General features: G+C 73.6%; 19 protein-coding genes. 8 read left to right on the top strand and 11 right to left on the bottom strand.

The window, feature by feature from the left end; genetic code table 11:
* Window positions 1-91 precede the first annotated feature (91 nt).
* On the top strand, window positions 92-436 hold the full coding sequence (locus tag ACFP3U_RS08215) for a winged helix-turn-helix transcriptional regulator (RefSeq protein WP_380224610.1): 345 nt from the start codon (window positions 92-94) through the stop codon (window positions 434-436).
* Window positions 437-470: 34 nt separating this feature from the next.
* Here the strand turns inward: ACFP3U_RS08215 and ACFP3U_RS08210 are convergent, their stop codons facing one another.
* Window positions 471-893, bottom strand: coding sequence for a DUF350 domain-containing protein (locus tag ACFP3U_RS08210; RefSeq protein WP_380224609.1), 423 nt, complete (start codon window positions 891-893; stop codon window positions 471-473).
* A gap of 173 nt (window positions 894-1066) precedes the next feature.
* On the opposite strand from ACFP3U_RS08210, the gene ACFP3U_RS08205 reads away from it, so the two are divergent.
* From ACFP3U_RS08205 to ACFP3U_RS08195, 3 genes are all read left to right on the top strand, one after another.
* Window positions 1067-1477 carry a hypothetical protein gene (locus ACFP3U_RS08205; RefSeq protein ID WP_380224608.1) on the top strand — a complete coding sequence of 137 codons (411 nt, stop codon included), beginning with the start codon at window positions 1067-1069 and terminating at the stop codon, window positions 1475-1477.
* Window positions 1478-1483: 6 nt separating this feature from the next.
* The gene (locus tag ACFP3U_RS08200; protein ID WP_380224607.1) at window positions 1484-2713 is read left to right on the top strand and encodes a glutathionylspermidine synthase family protein; all 1230 of its coding nucleotides are present in this window, start codon (window positions 1484-1486) and stop codon (window positions 2711-2713) included.
* A gap of 93 nt (window positions 2714-2806) precedes the next feature.
* The gene (locus tag ACFP3U_RS08195; protein ID WP_380224606.1) at window positions 2807-4627 is read left to right on the top strand and encodes an NHL domain-containing thioredoxin family protein; all 1821 of its coding nucleotides are present in this window, start codon (window positions 2807-2809) and stop codon (window positions 4625-4627) included.
* A gap of 83 nt (window positions 4628-4710) precedes the next feature.
* On the opposite strand, the gene ACFP3U_RS08190 is transcribed toward ACFP3U_RS08195, so the two are convergent.
* Window positions 4711-6024: a M18 family aminopeptidase gene (locus ACFP3U_RS08190; RefSeq protein WP_380224605.1), complete on the bottom strand. Its 1314-nt coding sequence runs from the start codon at window positions 6022-6024 to the stop codon at window positions 4711-4713.
* A 324-nt stretch (window positions 6025-6348) separates the two neighbouring features.
* Window positions 6349-8178 carry an acyl-CoA dehydrogenase gene (locus tag ACFP3U_RS08185; RefSeq protein WP_380224604.1) on the bottom strand — a complete coding sequence of 610 codons (1830 nt, stop codon included), beginning with the start codon at window positions 8176-8178 and terminating at the stop codon, window positions 6349-6351.
* 245 nt (window positions 8179-8423) lie between these two features.
* Here ACFP3U_RS08185 and ACFP3U_RS08180 point away from each other — a divergent pair, with 245 nt between their 5' ends.
* The 3 genes from ACFP3U_RS08180 (at window position 8424) to ACFP3U_RS08170 (ending at window position 11985) form a co-directional block, all read left to right on the top strand.
* Window positions 8424-8924: an SseB family protein gene (locus ACFP3U_RS08180; protein WP_380224603.1), complete on the top strand. Its 501-nt coding sequence runs from the start codon at window positions 8424-8426 to the stop codon at window positions 8922-8924.
* 149 nt (window positions 8925-9073) lie between these two features.
* Window positions 9074-10033: a pirin family protein gene (locus ACFP3U_RS08175; RefSeq protein ID WP_380224602.1), complete on the top strand. Its 960-nt coding sequence runs from the start codon at window positions 9074-9076 to the stop codon at window positions 10031-10033.
* A 185-nt stretch (window positions 10034-10218) separates the two neighbouring features.
* Window positions 10219-11985: a hypothetical protein gene (locus ACFP3U_RS08170; RefSeq protein WP_380224746.1), complete on the top strand. Its 1767-nt coding sequence runs from the start codon at window positions 10219-10221 to the stop codon at window positions 11983-11985.
* Here ACFP3U_RS08170 and ACFP3U_RS08165 read toward each other — a convergent pair.
* The 8 genes from ACFP3U_RS08165 to ACFP3U_RS08130 form a co-directional block, all read right to left on the bottom strand.
* Window positions 11936-14059: a tetratricopeptide repeat protein gene (locus ACFP3U_RS08165; protein ID WP_380224601.1), complete on the bottom strand. Its 2124-nt coding sequence runs from the start codon at window positions 14057-14059 to the stop codon at window positions 11936-11938. The genes ACFP3U_RS08170 and ACFP3U_RS08165 overlap by 50 nt on opposite strands.
* A 231-nt stretch (window positions 14060-14290) precedes the next feature.
* Entirely contained in the window at window positions 14291-15307 is a 1017-nt protein-coding gene (locus tag ACFP3U_RS08160; protein ID WP_380224600.1) for a CU044_5270 family protein, read from the bottom strand.
* Between the two features lies 1 nt (window position 15308).
* Window positions 15309-15845, bottom strand: a complete 537-nt coding sequence (locus ACFP3U_RS08155) for an RNA polymerase sigma factor (RefSeq protein WP_380224599.1) — start codon at window positions 15843-15845, stop codon at window positions 15309-15311.
* Window positions 15846-16032: 187 nt separating this feature from the next.
* Complete coding sequence (locus ACFP3U_RS08150) at window positions 16033-16854, bottom strand: integrase (RefSeq protein ID WP_380224598.1); 822 nt, start codon at window positions 16852-16854, stop codon at window positions 16033-16035.
* Window positions 16855-17197: 343 nt separating this feature from the next.
* Entirely contained in the window at window positions 17198-18553 is a 1356-nt protein-coding gene (locus ACFP3U_RS08145) for an amidase (protein WP_380224597.1), read from the bottom strand.
* A gap of 106 nt (window positions 18554-18659) precedes the next feature.
* Entirely contained in the window at window positions 18660-18935 is a 276-nt protein-coding gene (locus ACFP3U_RS08140; RefSeq protein WP_380224596.1) for a hypothetical protein, read from the bottom strand.
* A 74-nt stretch (window positions 18936-19009) separates the two neighbouring features.
* Complete coding sequence (alc, locus tag ACFP3U_RS08135) at window positions 19010-20137, bottom strand: allantoicase (RefSeq protein WP_380224595.1); 1128 nt, start codon at window positions 20135-20137, stop codon at window positions 19010-19012.
* A 59-nt stretch (window positions 20138-20196) separates the two neighbouring features.
* Window positions 20197-21114 carry a LysR family transcriptional regulator gene (locus ACFP3U_RS08130; RefSeq protein WP_380224594.1) on the bottom strand — a complete coding sequence of 306 codons (918 nt, stop codon included), beginning with the start codon at window positions 21112-21114 and terminating at the stop codon, window positions 20197-20199.
* Between the two features lie 162 nt (window positions 21115-21276).
* Between ACFP3U_RS08130 and ACFP3U_RS08125 the strand changes: the two genes are divergently transcribed.
* Complete coding sequence (locus ACFP3U_RS08125; protein ID WP_380224593.1) at window positions 21277-22293, top strand: LAETG motif-containing sortase-dependent surface protein; 1017 nt, start codon at window positions 21277-21279, stop codon at window positions 22291-22293.
* The last annotated feature ends 29 nt before the right edge of the window (window positions 22294-22322 follow it).

Raw genomic sequence — 22322 nt, 5'->3', positions numbered from 1 at the left:
GCGGCCCCCGGAAACGATCAAGTACGCACTTCGAAGTGGGTGGTTACCCTGAGGTGAGCGAGCAGGTCGGCGAAGGGCGGGGTGGGGGGACATGGCGACCGGAACGAGGCCCGGCACGTACGTGTGCGGGATCGATGCCGCGATGGACGTGATCGGCGGCAAGTGGAAGGTGCTGATCCTCTGGGCGCTCGCCGAGCGGCCTAGCCTGCGCTTCGGCGAGCTGCGCCGGGGCGTCCCGGGCATCACCGAGAAGGTGCTCGCCGCCCACCTCCGCGAGCTGGAGGCGGACGGCGTCGTGCACCGCGAGTCGTACGACGAGGTGCCGCCGCGGGTCGAGTACTCGCTGACGGCGGACGGGCGGCGGCTGAACGAGGCGCTGGCCCCGCTGGGCGCCTGGGGCAGACGGCATGTGCTGAACGGCCCCCAGGAGCCGTAAAGCCCGGCCCACGCGGGCCCCGCCGGTGCGTACGTCAGGCGATCGAGGCGGACACGATCGCCGCCACCGCGAGGTTGCAGCTGGCGGTGACCCAGACCGCCGGGTGCGGCTCCGGGTCGACCAGGATCGCGCCCAGCTTGCCCGGCGTCAGCACGTCCACCACCCAGAACGCGACGGCCATCAGCACCAGGCCGAGCACACCGAAACAGGCGGTGGAGACCATGCCCTTCCCGAAGTCCTCGTAGGTGTAGAGGATCGCGGTGAAGACGATGCCGCCGATGCCCAGCAGCGCCGAGCTGAGCAGCACGGCGGCGTTGCGGTTGCGCTCCACCCAGATCTGGTGGCCCAGCTTGCCCGGCGTCAGCACGTCCACCAGGAGGATGCCGAGCAGCAGCAGGACCACGCCGAGGCCGCCGAAGGCCGCCGCCGCACCGAGACCGTGCAGGATGTCGTTCATGGTTGTGGCCCCCCGGGTCCGTGTCACAGGTCGCTCGTCGTGGGGCGGGCCGCCCGTGTGGGGCCCGGTCCCGCGGTCAAGGATCGGCAAAAGATAACCCATCCGACCCGGATCCGACCGGGGAACGGAGGCCCCTCGCGTACTATCCCGGCCCGCGCGTACCATCGGACGCCATGACGCAGCCGCCGCCCGCCAGCCCCGCCCCGAGATCCCCGGCGAGATCCACCGCGGGATCCACCGCGAGATCCACCGCGGGATCCACCGCGCCCGGACCGGGCGCCGACGGCCGCCGCCGCTCCGGATTCGTCGCCCTGGGCATGGTCGGCACCCTCGCGCTCGCGCTCTCCGGCTGCTCGTCCTCCTCCGGCGGCAACCCGCCGAGCCGCTGCGTCGACCCGGCCACCCTCAAGGTCCTCGACAGCCACTCGTGCAGCGGCGGCAAGGCCGCCGGCGCCACCGCCGGCCGCTGGTACTACTGCGGCTCCGGCGCCACCACCGCCGTCGGCGGCACCTTCGACAAGGCCGCCACCAAGCGCGGCGGCTTCGGCTGCCCGTCCGGCTCCAGCGGCTCCGGCGGGGGCTGATCCGCCGTGCGCCGCCGTACCGTCGAACCCCGCCCGGACTGGCTGACCACCGTCGAGGGTCAGGGCCTCATCTACGCGATGTGCTCGGACCCGTGCAACCAGGGCGGCCCGCACGCCTACTGGGACGAGTCCGCGTACTACGAGTTCTCGCTGCCCGAGGTGGAGGCGCTGGAGGAGGTGGTCGAGGAGCTGCACGAGCTGTCGCTGGCCGCCGCCGACCACGTGGTGCGCACCGGCCGGTTCGCCGACTACGGCATCACCGACCCGCGGCTCGCCGCCGCCGTCACCGAGTCCTGGCGGCGCCGCGACGAACAGCCCTCCCTCTACGGACGGTTCGACCTCGCCTACGACGGCGCCGGCCCGGCGAAGCTGTTCGAGTACAACGCCGACACCCCGACCTCGCTGATCGAGGCGGCCGGTCCGCAGTGGTTCTGGATGGAGGAGCGGTTCCCGCACGCCGACCAGTGGAACTCGCTGCACGAGCGGCTGGTCGCCTCCTGGGCCCGGCAGAAGCACCTGCTGCCGCCCGGCCCGGTGCACTTCGCGCACCCGCGCGGCGACACCGAGGGCGAGGACTGGATGACCACCCTCTACCTCCAGGAGTGCGCCGAGCAGGCGGGCGTCGAGACGGTCGGCATCGCCATGGAGGACATCGGCTGGGACGGCCTCTCCGGCCGCTTCGTCGACCTCGAACACCGCTTCGTCCGCTCGGCGTTCAAGCTCTACCCGTGGGAGTGGCTGGCCTCCGACGAGTTCGGCGAGCAGCTGCTGGACGTCATCGACCACGGCGGCTCGACCGGCTCCACGATGTGGATCGAGCCGGCCTGGAAGATGCTGCTCTCCAACAAGGCGCTGCTGGCCGTCCTCTGGGAGCTGTACCCGGGGCACCCCAACCTGCTGCCCGCCTACCTGGACGGCCCCCGCGAACTGGCCGCCCCGGGCGGCCCCGGCTACGCCGCCAAGCCGCTGCTCGGCCGCGAGGGCGCGGGCGTGCGGATCGTCGAACCGGACGGCCGGGAGACCCGCCTCGCCGAGTGGGCCGGCGATCCGGACCGCTACGGCGCCGAGGGCCACTGCTACCAGCAGCTGCACCCGCTGCCCGACTTCGACGGCAACCGCCCCGTCCTCGGCACCTGGGTGGTCGACGGCGAGGCCGCCGGCCTCGGCATCCGCGAGACCGACGACAGCCCGATCACCCACCAGGGCGCCCGCTTCCTCCCCCACCTCATCGTCTGAACCGGACCGGAAAGCCCCTCGGAACCACCCCTCGGAACACCCGTCGGAACACCCGTCGGAATGCCCACCGCCCCGGTGCTGTTTGATTGGCTCATGGCATCCCGTGCACGTGTACGCGCCCCCGAGCTGGTCGGGGCAGGCGGTTGGCTCAACACCGGCGGCAAGGAGCTCACGCTCGCCGACTTCCGGGGCAAGATCACCGTCCTGGACTTCTGGACCTTCTGCTGCATCAACTGTCTGCACGTCCTCGACGAGCTGCGCGAGCTGGAGGAGAAGCACCGCGACACCGTGGTGATCGTCGGTGTGCACTCCCCCAAGTTCGTGCACGAGGCCGACCACCAGGCGGTGATGGACGCCGTCGACCGGTACGAGGTGCACCACCCCGTGCTCGACGACCCGGCGCTCGCCACCTGGAAGCAGTACGCGGTGCGGGCCTGGCCGACGCTGGTGGTGATCGACCCCGAGGGGTACGTGGTCGCCCAGCACGCCGGTGAGGGGCACGCGCACGCGATCGCCCGGCTGGTCGAGGAGCTGGAGGCCGAGCACGCGGCGAAGGGCACGCTGCGGCGCGGCGACGGCCCGTACGTGGCGCCCGAGCCGACCGCCGGGGACCTCAAGTTCCCGGGCAAGGCGGTCCGGCTGCCGAACGGCCACTTCCTGGTGGCCGACTCCGGGCACCACTCGCTGGTCGAGCTGGAGGCGGACGGCGAGACCGTGGTCCGCCGGATCGGCGACGGCGTGCGCGGTCTGGTGGACGGCACCGCCCCCCGGTTCAGCGAGCCGCAGGGCCTGGTGCTGCTGCCGGAGGGCACCGGCGCCGGGTACGACGTGATCGTCGCCGACACCGTCAACCACGCGCTGCGCGGCGTCCGGCTCGCGGACGGCGAGGTGACCACCCTGGCCGGCACCGGCAGGCAGTGGTGGCAGGGCTCCGCGACCGAGGGCCCGGCCCGCGAGGTCGACCTGTCCTCGCCGTGGGACGTCGCCTGGTTCGACGGCCGGATCTGGATCGCGATGGCCGGCGTCCACCAGCTGTGGGCGTACGACCCGGCCGCCGGCACGGTCGGGGTCGCGGCCGGCACCACCAACGAGGGCCTGGTCGACGGCCCCGCCGCCGAGGCCTGGTTCGCCCAGCCGTCCGGCCTGGCCGTCTCGGCCGACGGGGAACGGCTCTGGGTCGCGGACTCCGAGACCTCGGCGCTCCGCTGGGTTTCACGTGAAACCAAGGAGGTGCGCAGCGCCGTCGGCACCGGCCTGTTCGACTTCGGGCACCGGGACGGCGCGGCCGACCAGGCGCTGCTCCAGCACCCGCTGGGCGTCACCGTGCTGCCGGACGGCTCGGTGGCCGTCAGCGACACCTACAACCACGCGCTGCGCCGCTTCGACCCGGCGAGCGGCGAGGTCAGCACGCTGGCCACCGATCTGCGCGAGCCCTCCGGCGCGGTGCTGGTCGACGGGGACATCGTGGTGATCGAGTCCGCCCGGCACCGGCTGACCCGGCTGCGGCTGCCCGAGGAGGCCGTCCGGGTGGACGCGGTGGCGCACCGCACCCGGCGCGCCGCCACCGAGGTCGCGCCGGGGGCGTTCCGGCTCGACGTGGTGTTCCAGGCGCCGACCGGCCAGAAGCTGGACGAGCGCTACGGCCCGTCCACCCGGCTGCTGGTCAGCGCCACCCCGCCCGAGCTGCTGGTCTCCGGCGCGGGCGCGGACTCCGCGCTCTCCCGCGAGCTGGTGCTCTCCGCCGAGGTGACCGAGGGCGTGCTGCACGTCTCGGCGATGGCGGCGTCCTGCGACGACGACCCGGCGATCGAGTACCCGGCCTGCCACGTCCACCAGCAGGACTGGGGCGTGCCGGTGCGGCTCACCGCCGACGGCGCGGGCCGGCTGCCGCTGGTGCTGGCGGGCATGGAGTAGGCCCCCGAGGACCAAGGCCTGTCCGGCCGAGACGGCGAAGGGGCCCGGCGCACGCGCCGGGCCCCTTCCGCGTCCGCGGGAGGTCAGCCCTCCAGGAACGCCTTGATCGCGCTCGCCAGCAGGTACGGGTCCTCCGCACCGCACAGCTCGCGCGCCGAGTGCATGGACAGCGCGGCGATGCCGCAGTCCACGGTCTGGATGCCGAGGCGGGCCGCGGTGATCGGGCCGATCGTCGTCCCGCAGGGCATGGCGTTGTTGGAGACGAAGGTCTGCCACGGCACGCCGGCCTTCTCGCAGGCCGCCGTGAAGACCGCCCGGCCGACGCCGTCGGTGGCGTACCGGTTGTTGACGTTGACCTTGAGGATCGGCCCGGCGTTCGGCAGCGGGTGGTGGCCCGGCTCGTGCCGCTCGCTGTAGTTCGGGTGGACGGCGTGGCCCATGTCGGAGGAGAGGCAGACGGTGCCGGCCAGCGCCCGGGCCCGGTCCTCCAGGCCGCCGCCGCGCGCGTACACGCTGCGCTCCAGGACGTTGCCGAGCAGCGGGCTCTGCGCGCCGGTGTCCGACTCGCTGCCGGTCTCCTCGTGGTCGAAGGCGGCCAGCACCGGGATGAACGGCAGCGCCGCGCCCTCGGTGTCGGCGGCGGTGGCCACGGCGGCGAGCGCGGCGGTGGCGGCGTGCACCGAGAGCAGGTTGTCCAGCCGCGGTCCGGCCAGCAGCTCGCGGTCCCGGCCCAGGTACGAGGCGGGCTGGACATCGTGGGTCATGAGGTCCCAGCCGGTCACGTCGTCCGCGTCGACCCCGGCGCGCTGGGCGACGTACTCGATCAGCGCGCCCTCGTCGACCGGCCCGAGGCCCCAGATCGGCGTGAGGTGGCGCTGCTTGTCCAGCTTCATGCCGTCGTTGACCTGGCGGTCCAGGTGGATCGCCAGCTGCGGCACGCGCAGCAGCGGCTCGTCCAGCTGGACCAGCCGGCGGCTGCCGTCGCGCAGCGTGAGCCGCCCGGAGAGGCCGAGGTCGCGGTCGAGCCAGGTGTTGAGCGGCACGCCGCCGTAGATCTCCACCGCGACCTGCCGCCAGCCCGCCGACCCGGTGTCGGGGATCGGCTTGACCCGCAGGTTGGGCGAGTCGGTATGGGTGCCGACGACGCGGAACGGTGTCTCCGGGCCCGCGCCGGCCGGCACGTACCAGGCGATCAGCGCGCCGCCGCGGACGACGTACCGGCCGCCGGCCACCCCGTCCCAGGCGTCCGTTTCCAGCACCTGCCGGAAGCCGGCTTTCTCCAGACGCTCGGCCGCGCTCGCGACCGCGTGGTAGGGCGACGGCGAGGTACCGAGGAACGCGATCAGGTCATCGGTGTGCGTCCGGTCGAAGAAAGCCTGGCGGGCGGCGGTCGACATGCTGCTCCTGGGTCGAGGGAGGGCCGAGGCCGAATGGGGGATCGGCTTCGCACCTTGAGCATATGCCCGTACACGGACATGACACTCGGAGCATCCCAACGGATGCAGAACGCAGACAGAAACGTGAACTGGCATCTGACGGAGCGCCGGATTTCGGCGGCCGCCCACCCCGAGGACCGCCCCCGGGCACACCGAAGGACCCGGTCCGGGGACCGGGCCCTTCGGTGTGAGGGTGGGGTCAGGCGGTCAGAGAGGTGTCACCTGCGGCGCGCGCCCGGGGCAGGGCGGCGGCGGGAGACGTGGCGGGCGGGAGACGGGTGGCGGCTAGAACGCCTCCTCCGCGAGCTCCATGATCTCGTTGTCGATGCCCTCGGCGATCAGGCGCTGCGAGGCGACGGTCGGCAGCACGTTCTTGGCGAAGAAGCGGGCGGCCGCGACCTTGCCCTGGTAGAACGGCACGTCCTTCTCGGAGGCGCCGGCCGCCAGCTTGGCCAGGGCCACCGCGGCCTGGCGCAGCAGCAGCCAGCCGACCACGACGTCGCCGGAGACCATCAGCAGGCGGGTGGTGTTGAGGCCCACCTTGTACATGTTCTTGACGTCCTGCTCAACCGAGGAGAGGTCGGCGAGCAGCTTGCCGACGACGGCCTCCAGGTCGCCCGCGGCCTTGGCGAGCAGCTCGCGCTCGGCGGCCAGGGCGTCGCCGCCCGCGGCGGAGCCGAGGAACTTCTGGATCTGCTCGGACAGGGCGGTGAGCGCCTGGCCGCCGTCCTTGACGATCTTGCGGAAGAAGAAGTCCTGGCCCTGGATGGCCGTGGTGCCCTCGTAGAGGGTGTCGATCTTGGCGTCCCGGATGTACTGCTCGATCGGGTACTCCTGCAGGTAGCCGGAGCCACCGAAGGTCTGCAGGGACTGCGCGAGCTGCTCGTAGGACTTCTCCGAGCCGTAGCCCTTGACGATCGGCAGGAGCAGGTCGTTCAGGCGCTCGGCGGCCTCGTCGCTCTCGCCGCGCAGCTTGGCGGCCATCATGTCGTCCTGGACGGACGCGGTGAAGAGCACCAGGGCGCGCATGCCCTCGGCGTACGCCTTCTGGGTCAGCAGCGAGCGGCGGACGTCCGGGTGGTGGGTGATGGTGACGCGCGGGGCGGTCTTGTCCAGGAACTGCGAGATGTCGGCGCCCTGCACGCGCTCCTTGGCGTACTCCAACGCGTTCAGGTAGCCGGTGGAGAGGGTGGCGATGGCCTTCGTGCCGACCATCATCCGGGCGAACTCGATGATCTTGAACATCTGGCGGATACCGTCGACCTTCTCGCCGAGCAGCCAGCCCTTGGCCGGGTGCTTGGCGCCGAAGGTCATCTCGCAGGTGTTCGAGGCCTTGAGGCCCATCTTGTGCTCGACGTTGGTGGCGTAGACGCCGTTGCGCTCGCCCAGCTCGCCGGTCTCCCAGTCGAAGTCGAACTTGGGGACGATGAACAGGCCCAGGCCCTTGGTGCCCGGCTTACCGCCCTCGGGGCGGGCCAGCACCATGTGGATGATGTTCTCGGACATGTCGTGCTCGCCCGAGGTGATGAAGCGCTTCACACCCTCGATGTGCCAGGAGCCGTCCTCCTGCTGGATCGCCTTGGTGCGGCCGGCGCCCACGTCCGAGCCGGCGTCCGGCTCGGTGAGCACCATGGTGGAGCCCCACAGGCGGTCGGTCATCCGCTTGGCGACCTCGAGCTGCTCCTCGGTGCCCTCCTCGGCGATGACGCCGGCGAAGGCCGGGCCGGAGGAGTACATCCAGACGGCCGGGTTGGAGCCGAGGACCTGCTCGGCGAAGGCCCAGATCAGCGAGTTCGGGGTGACCTGGCCGCCGATCGACTCCGGGATGCCCAGCCGCCACCACTCGGCGTCCATGTACGCCTGGTAGCTCTTCTTGAAGGTGTCCGGGATCGGCGCGGTGCTGGTCTCCGGGTCGAAGACCGGGGGGTTGCGGTCGGTGTCGGTGAACGACGCGGCGAGGTCGTTCTCGGCGAGGCGCGCGATCTCGCTCAGGATGTTCTTCGCGGTCTCGACGTCCATGTCCTCGAACGGTCCGGTGCCGTAGACCTGCTCGCGGCCGAACACCTCGAAGAGGTTGAACTCCACGTCCCGCAGGTTGGACTTGTAGTGACCCATGGCCGTTTTCTCCGGTTCGTCGCTTCCGGGAGACCGCCGCGTTCGGGCGCCCCGTACCCACCAGTAGGCCCCATGATGCTACCCAGCGGTAACTTGTTTCAAGCCCCCGCCCGTGAATCCCTTGTGGATTCCGCTATGAACGTGGTCACGTCTCTGAACGTGGTCACGTCCCACAAGCCGGGACGGCCACTCCTTGTCAGGATCGACGCCCGCACGGGAGGCCGCGCTCCCGATAGCCTGTCCGTGTGTACGGCTATGACCAGAACGCATACCCGGGCGACCCCTACCAGCAGGCGGGGCCGCAGCCGGGCATGAACGGCATGCCCGGCCCCGGCCCGTACGGCGAGCAGCCGCCGGGCGCGCAGCAGTCGCTCTACCCGGAGCCCTCCCCGCCGTCCCTGGCGGACGCCGTCCGGGCCTTCACCACCGGCTCGATGGCGGTGGAGGACTTCCAGGCCATCTTCATCACCTCCAAGGTGCACTGCCCGCGCGGCGAACGGCCGGGCTTCCTGGCCCTGCACAACACGCCGACGCCGGTGATCCCGATGTTCAGCTCGCTGAAGGAGCTGCGCCGGTACGCCGGCAAGGACTCCAAGTACTTCACCGTCACCGGCGCCGAGGTCCTCGACCTGCTGCCGACCGGCTACGGCTTCGCGCTGGACATGGAGGGCGAGCACCGGATGGTGTTCGACGCCAAGGCGGTCGAGCAGATGGTCGACTTCACCATGCGCCGGATGTACGGCTGACCGACCATGGGCCGGGGGGCCGCCCGCCCTCGATCGCCCATCCTCGGCCACCCGTCCCCATTTGGTTCAACATTCAACTTGCTTCTTGTTGAGAATTGAACTAATCTCGTGGACGTAGGCCAGAGGAACATCCCCCGAAGGAGGCCGACATGCCCGCCGTGACCGTCGACAACCCGCTGACCCTCCCGCGCGTCGCCACCCCCGACCCCGCCGTCACGAGCGCCCGGCCGGTCCTCACCGTGGTCACCGCCCCCGAGGGCTTCGAAGGCGAGGGCTTCCCGGTCCGCCGCGCCTTCGCCAAGGTCAACAGCAAGTACCTCGACCCGTTCATCATGATGGACCAGATGGGCGAGGTGGACTACGCGGCCGGCGAGCCCAAGGGGACCCCCTGGCACCCCCACCGCGGCTTCGAGACGGTGACGTACATCATCGACGGCACCTTCATCCACCAGGACTCGCACGGCGGCGGCGGCACCATCACCGACGGCGACACCCAGTGGATGACCGCCGGCTCCGGCCTCCTCCACATCGAGACCCCGCCGGAGTCGCTGGTGATGTCCGGCGGCCTCTTCCACGGCCTCCAGCTGTGGGTGAACCTGCCCGCCTCGGACAAGATGATCGCCCCCAAGTACCAGGACATCCGCGGCGGCAGCGTCAAGCTGCTCAGCACCGAGGACGGCGGCGCGCTGCTGCGCGTCATCGCCGGCGAGATGGACGGCCACCAGGGCCCCGGCACCACCCACACCCCGATCACCATGATCCACGCCTCGATCAGCCCCGGCGCCCAGCTCACCCTGCCCTGGCGCGCCGACTTCAACGCCCTCGCCTACGGCCTCGCCGGCAGCGGCTCGGCCGGCACCGAGCACCGCCCCTTCCACATGGGCCAGGCCGTCGTCTTCGGCGACGGCGACTCCATCACCCTGCGCGCCGACGAGAAGCAGGACTCCCGCACCCCCAACTTCGAGGTCGTCCTCCTCGGCGGCCTCCCGATCCGCGAGCCCGTCGCCTGGTACGGCCCGTTCGTGATGAACAGCCACCGCGAACTCCAGCAGGCCATGGCCGACTTCCAGGCCGGCCGCCTCGGCACCATCCCCGCCGACGGCCACTGAGACCCCCGGAGCCGCAACGGCGGAACGCCCGCAGGTACCACCTGCGGGCGTTCCGCCGTTCTGCTGTTCCACCGTTTCACCGCTCTGCCGTTCTGCCGTTCGGTCGCGATACGTTGGCCCTTCCGTCTTCAAGATCGGACAGGGTGGCCGCAGCGGCCTCGGAGTGGAAGGGCTGGGACAGCGACGTGGTCGAGGACCTGAGGCACTGGGTTCGCGTACCGGTGGGGCCCGAGGCGGACCGGTGGGCCACCCGCGGGCGGTGTCGACGCGTCCTGCTGGTCGTCCACAACGTGACGGCGGCGACGCGGCTGCTCGATGTGCTTCCGCTGTTCCGCGACGACCTGCGGCTCCAGGTGCTCGCGACCTGCACCGGATCCTCGCCCTTCCAGTCGGGGGTGGCGGACCTGCTGGCTTCGGTGGGAGTCCCGGTCCTGCCCTGGGAGCAGGCCCTCGCGATTCCCGTGGACCTGGCGATATCGGCGAGCTTCGGAGGCCAACTCGCTGATATCAAGGGCAAGTTGGCAGTCCTCTCGCATGGTGTCGGGTACAATAAGAAGCTGACCGCGCCGGACGCCGGACGCCGGACGCCGGACGCCGTGTTCGGGCTCGGGCCCGAGTGGATCCTCACCGCGGAGGGCGTCCCGATCGCGGACGCCATGGTCTTCTCCCACCCCGAGCAGATCGCCCGACTCGCCGAGTCCTGCCCCGAGGCCGTGCCGACCGCCGTCCTGGCCGGCGATCCCTGCTTCGACCGCATCCTCGCCGCCCGGCACCACCGCGAGCGGTACCGGCGGGCCCTGGGGGTGCGTCCCGGGCAGCGCCTCGTCCTGCTGAACTCCACCTGGAACCCGACCTCGCTCTTCGGTGACTCCGGCCCCGAGGACGTCCTCCCGTTCCTGCTGCCCCGGCTGACGTCCGAGCTTCCCGCCGACGAGTACCGCGTGGCAGCCGTCCTCCACCCGAACATCTGGCACGGCCACGGCCCCGGCCAGATCCGCCTCTGGCTGGACAGGGCCCGGCGGGCCGGGCTCGCCCTCGTCGACCCGCTCGAAGGCTGGCGCCAGGCGCTGATCGCCGCGGACGTGGTCCTGGGCGACTTCGGCTCGGTCAGCTACTACGCCGCCGCCCTCGGCACGCCCGTCCTGCTGGCCGCCGCCGGCCAGGGGGCTCTCGGCGCGGAGTCACCCGTCGCGGCGTTCGTCCGGGACGCGCCCCGCCTCGATCCGTACGGCGCGCTGCTGCCCCAGGTCGACAAGCTGCTGGCCGAGCACCGCCCGCTCAACGGGCCTGCCACGCTGACCAGTTCGGTTCCGGGACGATCCGCGGCCCTGCTGCGCGGCCTCTTCTACCGGCTGATCGGCATCACCGAACCGACCGACCCGGCGGTGCTCGACCCGCTGCCGCTGCCACCGTACGAGCCGCCGCTCCGCACCACGCCCCTGCGCGTCCTCACCCGCGCCCTCGCGGACGGCACGATCGCCGTCCAGCGCTTCGCCGAGCCCCGGTACGAACCCGACGACGCCGAAGGCGAGGGCCATCTCGCCGTGCACGAGGACACCCTCGACCCCGATGTGCTGGGGCAGGCCGACGTCATCCTCCGGTACGGCGCGGCCGACGATCCCCGGTTCGGCTCGCCGCTGGAGTGGGCGGCCGAGGTGCTCGACCGGTACCGGTCGGCCTCGCTCGCCGTCTACGTCACCGGCCCGCGCGAGTGCGAGGTGCTGCACCGCGGCGGGCTGCGGTGCAGGCTGACCTCCGACACCGCCGGAGACCCGGCCGCACACGCGTCGGCGCTGCTCGCGCGGCTGCACACCGGTCCGGCGCGCGTGGCACCGGCGACCCCGGCAGTGGCGCCCACCACGCTGACCGTCAGGACCGGCACCCAGCTCGCGCGGGTGCGCGTCACGGTTGTCCGGGAAGGCACTGGGCGCGCAGCCCGGCCAGATAGTTGAGGTGGATGGTGGCGTTCTCCTGGCTCAGCAGCGCGGCCGCCTCCTCGATCAGGGGCAGCGCTTTGGCCTGGTCGGCCGCGTCGAGGTGGAGCTCCGCGAGGTCGGTCAGCACCCGGGCGGTGTTGTAGCGCTCGCCGCTTGCGCGGAAGAACTCCCTTGCCGTGGTGAGCTGTTGCTCCGCCTCGTCGAAGCGGCCGAGGCCTCGTAGCGCCCGCCCCCGGTGCCGGTGCAGCAGCGCGCGGGCCCGCGGCACGTCGGCGGCGCCGTCCTCGGCCGGGCCGATCCCGTCCAGCAGCCCGGCCGCCTCCTCGAAGCACTCCAGGGCCGGCCGGAAGAGCCACTGGCGCAGCCGCAGCAGCCCCAGCGACTCGACCGCCGTCGCCCGGCCGCGCGCGTGCCCGGCCCGGGCCTCGTCGTCCGCGGCCGTCAGCAGCTCGCGCTCGGCCTCCTCGTCCTGCCGCAACTCCATCAGCGCGAAGGCCAGTTGGGTGTGCATCCGGCCCGCCGTCCGGGTGCCCGGGCAGTGCCGGCCGGCGGTACGGGCCCCGGCCCTCAAGGCGGGCAGCAGGGCATCGTGGCAGCCGGCCTTGAGCTGGACGGCCCAGAGCGCCTCGACACTCTGGCAGACCATATCGAAGCGGCCGAACTCCTCGGCGGCGAGCACGGCTTCCACCAGGTTGCCCGCCTCGGCGAGCAGCGCGGCGACCGCCGCGCCCTCGTCCTCGTACGGGCCAGGACCCAGCTCGGCGTACAGCGGGCCGAGGTGCCAACGCTCCTTCAGCGCCGCGTAGTCGGCCCGGACGGCGAAGCGCAGGTACCAGTCCACGGCCCGGGTCACGGCCGCGGCGCACCCCGCCAGGCCGTCCTCGCGGGCCGCGGCCTCCTCCGCGTGGGCCCGCACGGCCGGCCGGTACCGGTAGCGGCCGTCCCCGGTGGTCTCCAGCAGCTGGAGCTCCGCCAGTTCCGCCAGCGCCGACGCCGCCTCGGCCTCCGGCACCTCGGCCGTCGCCGCCACCACGGCCGCGTTCAGCGAGGGCCACGGCCGCAGCGACGCGAGCCGGTAGATCCTCGCCGCGTCCGCTCCGAGCCGCCGGTAGGCCTCCTCGGCGACGGCCCGCACCGGGGGCAGGGGAGGCGCCGGATCGCCGCCGCCGAACGGCGCCGTGGTCAGGTACGGCGCCATGGCGCGCAGCGCGAACGGGGAGCCGGCGCACCGCTCCAGCACCGAGGGAAGCGCGGCGCGGGACGTCGCCATGGCAGGCCGTCCCGCCAGGTCGGCCAGCAGCCGCTTGGCGTCCTTGTCGGACAACGGACCGACGGGGACGGTGACCGCGTCCAGGCCGGTGAGCGGACGACGGGCGACGACCAGGGTGAACACCCCGGGCGCCGCCGTGATCAGCGGTTCGACCTGGGCCGCCGACTGCGCGTGGTCGAGCACGACCAGCAGCCGTCGGTTGGCGAGCAGGGAGCGGAAGAGGTCGACCCGGTCCTCCAGGCCGAGCGGAACGTACTCCACCGGTACGCCCAGGCGCAGCAGGAAGTGCCGCAGAACCGTCGCAGCCGTCGGAGCGGTGCTCACCGAGCCGCCCCGCAGATCCGTGTACAGCGTCCCGTCCGGGAACCGGCCGGCCTCGCGGCCTCCCCAGTGGAAGGCGAGCGCGCTGGTACCGATCCCCGCCGGACCGTGCAGGACGGCCACCTTCGGCAGACCGTCGGGCTTGCGGTCCGCCTCCCGGTCCAGCAGCGCCAGCGGGCCCTTCCGGTCGGTGAAGAAGCGGGCCGAGGCCGGCAGCAGCCGCGGCACCCCGTGCGCGGCAGCCCCTCCGCCGCCCCTCCCGCCCATCACCGCGGCGAGCGCCCTCGCCTGCTCGGGGCTGCTCGCCGCCGCCGCCACGAGCAGTCCCGCCACCGACTCCCGCTCGGCCTGCCCGACCGGCGCCGGCACCTCCCGCCCCACCGCCCGGGCCGCCAGCCCGCCCACCGTCTCCCAGGCCCGCTTCCCCGCCTCGTTGGCCATCCCCGCACCGGCCGCGCCCAGGAAGGCCGTCACCATCGACAACGACAGCGGATCCACCGCCCCCACCCCCGGTCCTCCGTGGGGCAGAGGTTCACCAATGCCCCAGCCTCTTGCATCCGGCCCAACGGTAGCCTGCCGAAGCACGCAGTCGAAGGACCTTTGCCCGCCACGGCAACGGAGCGGATCCCAGCCCCGAGCCCCGACCGGAACCGCACCCGGTCTCCCTCCGACGGTGTCGGCCCCAGCCGACACGTGCCCACGGTCTGCGGAGGGCGGCCACCCCGCGTGTCAGGGGCGGTCGTCGGTGGTGGGCACGCGACCGGAGGCGAGGAACAGCTGGTAACTCACCACCGCAGGGACGGTGATGTTCAGTTTCCCGGGGTCGCTGGTCAGGATCTGCTCCGCGTCCAGCAGGGAACCGGTGGCCGGATCGAACACCAGGGTGTGGCGGCGGGGCAGGCCCGTGCCGGTCGTCGCGGAGATCGCGACGCCCGTTCGTCCCGCCCGGTCGGTGGTGGTGCCGTCCAGTTGGAGTTCGGGGCTTTCGGCCAGCACCCGCAGCAGCGCGGCCCGCAGCTGTGGGGCGATGTGCTGGGAGCGGTAGACGTCGGCGACCGCGACCAGACGCTCGCTGGGCCCGGCGGCCGCGGGGTGGCCCCGGTCGAGCTGGGTGGCGAGTACCGCAGGGTCCGTGGACCACTTCTGGTCGGGCACCGACAGGACGCCGGCGCCGAGGACGCTGTCCTCGCCCGCGGCGCGGTCCGACGCGGTGGGCGCCGACCCGTCCTCGACGGAGGCGGTCCGAAGGCGGCCGGAGCCGTCCGCGGCCAGCCAGACCTCGCGGTCCTGGACGACGATCGCCGACGTGGCGGTGCGCTCGCGTACCGCGGTCCACAGGTCCCAGGACCGGGTTCGCACGTAGTCGTAGCGGGCGTCGGCCGCAGAGGCGTCGGGCAGTTGCTCGACGCGGTCCGCGATGCCGGTCAGGACACCGGCGAGCGTGTTGTCGCTGGGCATGGGCGTGCTCTCCAACAGGTGAGGTGTGGCGCCGTACGACTGGCCGGCCGTCGTCCCGGGCAGCGGGAGCAGACCCGTGGCCACGGCGGTGCCCGCCAGCGCCAGGACGCCGGTGACCGCCACGGAGACGATCGTGCGCCGCCTCACCGGGCGGGCCGCGGCGCCCGGCTTCGCCGCCAGCCGGACGCGGGTACGGGATTTGGCGGCGTCGATGGCTTCATCGGTCAGCTGTGCGGCCGGGTCGTGCGGCGCCAGCTGCGCACGAACGTGCAGGATGTCTTCGTTCATGTCACACCTCGCTCGTGGCCTCATGGGACTGCGGCCGTTGCGCGCCGCGGGCGGGCGCTTCGGGTTCGTCCAACAGCCGCCGCAGACGCCCCCGGGCGCGGTGCAGGCGCACCGACGCGGTGGCGGCGGTGCAGCCCATGACCGCGGCCGTTTCGCTGACGCTCAGGCCCTCCCACGCGACCAGCCGCAGAACCTCGCGGTCGCGCTCGGGCAGTTGGCCGATCGCCCACCGCAGGTGCACGTTCGCGATGCCGGGTGCCTCCTGGGCATGCACCCGTCCCGCCGGCAGAAGCGCGGCGAGAAGCCTGCTGCCGCGCCTGCGCCCCCTCTCGTGATTGGCGATCGTCCGTCGCGCGATCGCGTACAACCACGGCAAGGGGGTCTCCGGCAGGTCCCGCCTTCGACGCCAGGCCACGACGAACGCCTCCGCCACGATGTCCTCCACGGCGTCAGCCGCCACCCGTCGCGCCGCATAGCGGAACACGGGTGCGTAGCAGGTGTCGTAGGCGACGTGGAACCGCTCCTCGTCCGTGCCCACCCGAGCCCCCCTCCCCTGTTCGGTTCGAACTCTCTATGTCCGGGAGGCGCGTACTTCTTGCAGCTCGTCCAAAGATGATTTCGCCGTGCTTCACCACAGCGCGCGGTCGCATGAGCCTGGCCTGCGCTACTCCGCTGGATCCCGGCACGGGGATCCAGCGCGGGGACGACTCGGTGCTCGGGTGCGACTACAGCCGTGCGTAGAGGGCCGAGGCGTCGTCGTGGGCCTTGCCGCGTGGCCAGCGTTCGCAGGTGGCGTCCGTCCGTTCCACCGCGCGTACCTGGGCGATCAGTTCGGCCGGTCCGGACTCGCCGAGCAGCCGTAGCGCGTCGCCCCAGCTGCCCAGGCCGAAGCGTTCGGTGAACCGTGCCGCGCCGTCGGACAGCGCGGCGACCGCGCGCAGGTCGGCCAGGGGGACGAAGCCGGTCTCGGCGTGCGCGGCCGCCCGGGGGCTGGCGGCGGCGATCCACGGGCCGTTGCCGGAGTTCCGGGCGGCCCGGACGGCCAGCGCGTACTCCAGGTGCAGCGCGGCCCGCTCGGCGGAGCCGGGCACCGTCGACCAGACCTGCCGGCGCAGTTCCTCCCCGCCGGGGAAGCGCTGGTTGTCGCCGATCACCCGCGGCGGGCCGTCGGCCGGTTCCAGCACCAGCAGCGAGTCGCCGAGCACCAGGTACTCCAGCGAGGCGCCGTGCCGGCGGGCGGCGACCACCATCGCGGCCGGGGTGTTGGGGTGGGCGAGGTCGCAGCGGCCGCCGTGCAGGGCGGCCGTCTCCGCGATCGCGTCGGCCAGGCACTCGGCGATCGACCGGTCGGCGCGGTCGGTGAGCCGGGCCAGCAGGTGCACCCCGAGTCTGCGGACGTACCAGGCGGTGCCGTGGCGGCACCCGGACTCCAGGCCGGTCGGTGAACTCGAACCGTCGAGCAGGACGAGTGCCTCGGACGTGGCCGCCGCGAAGTCCTCGCTCTCGCGGTCCGGCCGCCGTGCTTCCCCTGCGAGCTGTACCTGCATCCCGACAGTGTGCGCGCCGGGTGCGGTGCGCGCCCAGACCCGTGCACGCGCCGCGCCGCGCGCCCCCGGTGGCAGCGCGGGCGATCCGGCCATACCGTCGGACAACGAGTGGACATTTCGGCCATTCAGGGCCGCTCGGGTTTGGGATCACCTTCGGGGGACCCCTGCCCCCGGTGCTGACGAGGGCGAGGAGCGAGGGATGTTCTGGCAGTTCATCGTGCTGTTGGCCGCCTCGACCGGCTTTCCGACCGCCGCACTGCTCTTCCTGATCGGCGGACCGCGCTTCCCCGACGAGCGGCGCGACGACCGGTAGCGACGACCGTCAGGGGGCGAAGGGCCCGGCTCAGGCGCCGTCCAGGACCCGTTCCAGGACGGCCGCCCCGGCCAGCAGGCGCTCGTCCGCGCCGGCCTCGCCGATCACCTGGAGGCCGAGCGGAAGCCCCTCCGCCGTCACCCCGGCCGGCAGGCTGAGCGCCGGCAGGCCGGCGTAGCTCCACGGCAGCGACATCACCGCACTGCCCGTGCTGCTCAGCCCGAGCGGGGCCGGGCCGGTCGCCGCGGGCGCCAGCAGCAGGTCGACCCCGGCCCGCCGCCGCTGTTCGGCGAGCCGCTCGCGGAAGACCTCCCGGGCGCGCAGCGCGGCCGCGCGGTCGGCCGGGTCGATGGTCCGCCCGTACCGGACGGCCGCCGCCGTCTCCGGCCGGTAGAGGCCGCCGAAGCGGGTGAACCAGTCGGCGTGGGTGGCGGCCATCTCGAAGCGGTTGATCGTCTGCGCCTGCCGCTCCAGCTCGTCGAAGTCCGGCAGCAGGTCGACCCGGCGGACCGTCAGACCGCGGGCGGCCAGGACTTCCAGCTGCCGGGCGAAGGCCTGCCGCGCCTGCGGGCCCGCCCGGTCCAGGTACGGGCCCACCGGGACGCCGAGCACGGGCGCCTCGTCGGCCCACGGCCGGCCGGCCGCGCCGCCGCCCGGGGCGGCCGCCGGGTCCCAGGCCCCGAAGTCCCAGTCGTCGCAGAGCAGCGCGGCGGCCAGCGCGGCGCCCGCCAGATCGGCGGTGAACAGGCCCACGGTGTCGTAGCTCGGCGCGTTCGGGATCACGCCCGCCGCCGGGATCCGCCCGTACGTCGGCCGGAAGCCCACCACGCCGCAGTAGGCGGCCGGGCGGACCACCGAGCCGATCGTCTGGGTGCCGATCGCCAGCGGGACCAGCCCCGCCGCGACCGCCGCCGCCGAACCGCTGCTGGAGCCGCCCGGGGTGTGGTGGGGATGGTGCGGATTGCGGGTCGGACCGGGCGCGCCGCCCGCGAACTCGGCGGTCACCGTCTTGCCGGCGACCAGCGCGCCGGCCACCCGGAGCCGGTCCACCACGGTGGCCTGCGGACCGGCCAGGACGCCCGGGGGAAGCGCCGAACCACCGTGCGTGGGCAGGCCGTCGACGTGCACGATGTCCTTGATCCCGACGGCCACCCCGTACAGCGGCGGCGCCTGCGCCGGGTCGGGGTGGCGGGCGGCGAGCGCCCGGGCCTCGGCCTGCAGCCGGTCGGCGCGGCCGGGCTCGGACACGAAGGCGTGGATCAGCGGGTCCACCTGCTCGATCCGGGCGCAGAGCCGGTCGATGTGGACGGCCAGGGCGGGGGCACCCGCCCGCAGGGCGGCGGCCTCACGCACGAGCGAGCGCGGCCGGACCAGGGACTCCTCCATGGCGACCACGGTAGCCCCGGCCCGGGCGAGGCGGTCCACCGCACCACCGCGCCACCGCCCGGGGGCTCAGCCCGTCGGCACTACGCGTCGACACCCGCCCGGGAGCTCACCCCGTCGGCCAACCGCCCTCGGGCTGCTCGCCGGGCTGCCCCGGCCGGTGCTCGTCCGCCAGGTAGGGGGACTCGCGCAGGACGTACGCGCCGCAGGTGTGGCAGCAGAGTTCGGGGGTGCGCCCCCAGTCCGTCGCCGCCCGGGCGGGCGCCTGCGCGTCGATCTCGCGGCCGCACATCGCCACGCTCTCGGCGCCCCGGGCCATGTGCCACAGCCGGATCCCGGTGGACGCGCCGCCGGCGCCGTACTCGGCCCGCATCTGGTGCATCATTCCCCCATCGTCCGGCGGCCCGCCGGACCCGGCAAACGGAGCACGGGGCGGCCGGAGACCAGGGCCCGGCCCGCTCAGACCAGCCCGCCGTACAGCCGCAGCCGGGCGATCCCGCCGTCCGGGAAGACGTCCAGCCGGACGTGGGTGGCCGGGCGGGGCGCGTCGAGCACCAGGCGGTGCACGGCGTCCGGCTGCAGCCGGGTGCGCGGCACCAGCTCGAACCACTCCTCGGGATCGGCGCCGCGCTCGTCCCGCCCGGACAGCGCCGCCCAGCCGGCCGCGTTGCCGACGTAGTAGCCGGTGTCGATCTCCACCGCCCGGATCGCGCCGCGCCCGGCCAACCGCAGCCGGACCCAGTCGTGACCGGTGTCCCGGCGCCGACGGTTCTCCCAACCGTCGCCCATCGCCCCGGACTTGCCGGGCAGGGCGAGGTTGACCGGGGCGGAGAAGAAGCGGTCCGAGGCGTCCTCGACGGCGCCGCCGTTCTCGACCGCGGCCAGGTCGAAGGTGCCGAGCGCGGCCAGCCAGGTCGGATCCGGGCGGGCCTCGCCGTGCACCCGGAAGCGCGCGATGCCGCCGTCCGGGTACTGGCTGAGCCGTAGGTGCGTGAAGCGGCGGCGCTCGGTGACGGCGAAGCCGTTGGCGGCGTGGCCGCGCACCGGTGAACGGGGGACCAGCGGGTGCCAGACGGTCTCCGGGGCCAGCAACTCCTCCGGGCCCGGGGTGCCCGGGAGTTCGGCGCCCTCGACGCCGATCTGCCGCGGGTAGTTGCCACGGAAGTGCGCGGTGTCGACGACCACGCCGTGCACGATCCCCGGCACGCCCAGGCGGATCAGCGCCCAGTCGCGGTCCTCGGCGGTCGGGTGCGGCCGGTCGGGCCCGGCGCCGCGCCGCCGCCGGGTCTCCCAACCGTCCATGATCTGGCCCTTGTTGCCGAAGGTGTGCGGGCGGAACTCGGCCGCCCGGGGCAGCAGCAGGTTCTCCCGCTCGGCGAACAGCTCGTCGTTGGCGGCGACCACCGCGCCGCCCAGTCGGCGGTCGGCGAGGTCGACCAGCCCGGTGAACGGGAACTCGGCGGCGCGGTAGTCGGCGTAGGGGTTGCCGCCGCCGTAGGGCGGGGCGTCGGCGTCGGCGTCGGCGTCGGACGACTGGGCGTCGGAGAGCTGGTCGGGACGGGGCGCGGGGTTCCGTTCGGTGGTCATGCGTCCACCATCACTCCGGGAAACCGATCAGGTCCATCACAAAGAACTGAGCACATCGTTCAATCTGACTGAACAGTCCGCGCGACCGCCGCCAGCTCCGCCAGCACCCGGCGCAGCGGCGGCGTCCCCTCCGTCCCGGCCCGGACCGCCGCCACCACCCGGCGGGTCGGCAGGTCCGCCGGCAGCGCCCGGACCACCGCCCCGCCGCCACGCCCGGCCGAGGCCAGCCGGGGCACCAGCGCCACCCCCAGCCCCGCCGCCACCATCGCCAGGATCGCCGCCCAGTCCGCGGCGGTGTGCGCCCGTTCCGGGGCGAACCCGGCCTGGGCGCAGGCCTCCCGGGTGATCTCCCGCCAGGGCCCGGCCGCGCCGTAGATCCACGGCTCCGCCGCGAGGTCCGCCAGCCGTAGCCCCGGCGCCCCGGCCAACGGGTGCCCGGGCGGCAGCGCGACGTCCAACGGGTCGCTGAGCAGCGCCGTTTCGACGAACCCGGGGCCGCGGCCGACCGGTCCGACGGCCAGCGACAGCGCCAGGTCGACGTCCCCCGCGCCCAGCAGCCGGACCGCCTCGTCCGCCTCCGCCTCCACCAGCCGCACGGTCAGCCGCGGCGCCGCCTCGCGCAGCCGGGCCACCGCCGGGACGAGCAGCCCGGTGATCGCGGTGGCGAAGGCCCCCACCCTGACCTCACCCGCCTCGCCGTGCAGATAGCCCGCCAACTCGGCCTCGGCGCGCTCCAGTTGTCCGAAAACCACCGCCGCGTGACGCAGCACCAGCCGGGCCGCCGGCGTCAGCCGCACCCGTCGGCCGTACGGCTCCAGCATCGGCGCGCCCACCTGCCGGGCCAGCGCCGAGATCTGCTGCGAGACCGCCGAGGGCGACAGGTGGAGCCGCTCGGCCGCCGCCGTCACCGTCCCGCACTCGTCGACCGCCCGCAGCACCCGCAGTCGCCTCAGGTCCCACTCGCCCACCGCACCCATCGCGCCAGGGTAGGACGTCGACAGTCGCCTTCCGGCCACCCCGCCGGAAACCCTTCGCCCACGCCCCGCTATGGTGCCGCTCCTGCGACGCGTCGGCGATCATTGCCAGACGCCAAGTCGCCCATATTCGGACAGACTTCATCAAAAGCTGGAGCCAAGACCGTGCGCACTTCCCGCCTCCTGGCCGCGTCCACGCTGCTCGCGCTCTCCCTGGGCGCGACGGTCGGCACGGCCACCGCCGGCGCCGCCGCCGTCTCGCCCGCCCCGACGACGGCCGCGCCGTCCACGGCCGCCCCCACCGGCACCCCGAGCGCCACTGGCACGCCCTCGGCGACCACCTCCCCGGGCGGCACCACCTCGCCGACGGCGAGCGCCTCCCCGTCAGCGTCCCCGTCGACCTCCCCGTCGGCCACCGCGACGAAGCCGCCGACCACCCCGACCCAGCACCCCACCGTCCCGCCGACCCTGATCCCCACGACCGCGCCGGGATTCGCCTGCTCGGGCGGCGTGTACCAGGGCGTCGACTGGCTCAAGGCCACCGGCACCGGCCTGTGGGGCGCCACGGGCGCGCCGGGCGCGACCCAGGACGTGACCGTCACCTGGGAGAACCTCAGCGGCGTCGACCTGCCGAACTTCATGACCTACCTCTACCTGACCGACACCCACCCGGAGGACGACCGCGGTCCGGTCGCGTGGAGCAAGGACTTCTTCACGGTCCAGTACCGCGTGCCCGGTCAGGACTGGAAGCCCGGCGTCCTGAACGACCGCGTCGTCTACACCGGCGACTTCAAGCTCGCCAAGGGCGCGAAGCTCACCCTCCAGTTCCGCGTCACGCCCACCGACAAGGCGCCGCTCGGCAGCTACTGGGGCAACTTCGGCGGTGGCGACACACCCATGGACAACAGCGTGCTGCCCCACCCGGCGAGGGACGACAAGAAGGGCTGCACCCAGTACATGAACTACTACGAGGGCACCTTCAAACTCACCACGGCCACCACCGCCGCGTCCGCCACCGCCAAGCCCTCCGCCTCGCCGTCCGCGGCGAGCGGGCCGCACCTGGCCGACACCGGCTCCAGCTCCAACACCCTGCCGATCGCCGTCGGCGGTGCCGCCGTGCTCGCGGCCGGCGCCGGGACGCTGCTCGTGCTGCGCCGCCGCAAGGCCGGCTCGCACAGCTGAGTCGGACCGGGAACGACAGCCGAGGCGGG

This window comes from Kitasatospora misakiensis, from assembly GCF_042656005.1.
In the GTDB taxonomy this organism is placed as follows: Bacteria; Actinomycetota; Actinomycetes; order Streptomycetales; family Streptomycetaceae; genus Kitasatospora; species Kitasatospora misakiensis.
The sequence above is the reverse complement of the archived record's forward strand: the minus strand, read 5'-3'. Positions and strand labels throughout refer to the sequence as shown.

Coding starts and splice junctions, on each gene's coding strand:
- ACFP3U_RS08145 (WP_380224597.1), bottom strand. CDS start 18,553: ATGGAGGAGTCCCTGGTCCGGCCGCGCTCGCTCGTGCGTGAGGCCGCC.
- ACFP3U_RS08215 (WP_380224610.1), top strand. CDS start 92: ATGGCGACCGGAACGAGGCCCGGCACGTACGTGTGCGGGATCGATGCC.
- alc (WP_380224595.1), bottom strand. CDS start 20,137: ATGACCACCGAACGGAACCCCGCGCCCCGTCCCGACCAGCTCTCCGAC.
- ACFP3U_RS08190 (WP_380224605.1), bottom strand. CDS start 6,024: ATGTCGACCGCCGCCCGCCAGGCTTTCTTCGACCGGACGCACACCGAT.
- ACFP3U_RS08130 (WP_380224594.1), bottom strand. CDS start 21,114: ATGGGTGCGGTGGGCGAGTGGGACCTGAGGCGACTGCGGGTGCTGCGG.
- ACFP3U_RS08185 (WP_380224604.1), bottom strand. CDS start 8,178: ATGGGTCACTACAAGTCCAACCTGCGGGACGTGGAGTTCAACCTCTTC.
- ACFP3U_RS08140 (WP_380224596.1), bottom strand. CDS start 18,935: ATGATGCACCAGATGCGGGCCGAGTACGGCGCCGGCGGCGCGTCCACC.
- ACFP3U_RS08175 (WP_380224602.1), top strand. CDS start 9,074: ATGCCCGCCGTGACCGTCGACAACCCGCTGACCCTCCCGCGCGTCGCC.
- ACFP3U_RS08150 (WP_380224598.1), bottom strand. CDS start 16,854: ATGCAGGTACAGCTCGCAGGGGAAGCACGGCGGCCGGACCGCGAGAGC.
- ACFP3U_RS08195 (WP_380224606.1), top strand. CDS start 2,807: ATGGCATCCCGTGCACGTGTACGCGCCCCCGAGCTGGTCGGGGCAGGC.
- ACFP3U_RS08210 (WP_380224609.1), bottom strand. CDS start 893: ATGAACGACATCCTGCACGGTCTCGGTGCGGCGGCGGCCTTCGGCGGC.
- ACFP3U_RS08160 (WP_380224600.1), bottom strand. CDS start 15,307: ATGAACGAAGACATCCTGCACGTTCGTGCGCAGCTGGCGCCGCACGAC.
- ACFP3U_RS08205 (WP_380224608.1), top strand. CDS start 1,067: ATGACGCAGCCGCCGCCCGCCAGCCCCGCCCCGAGATCCCCGGCGAGA.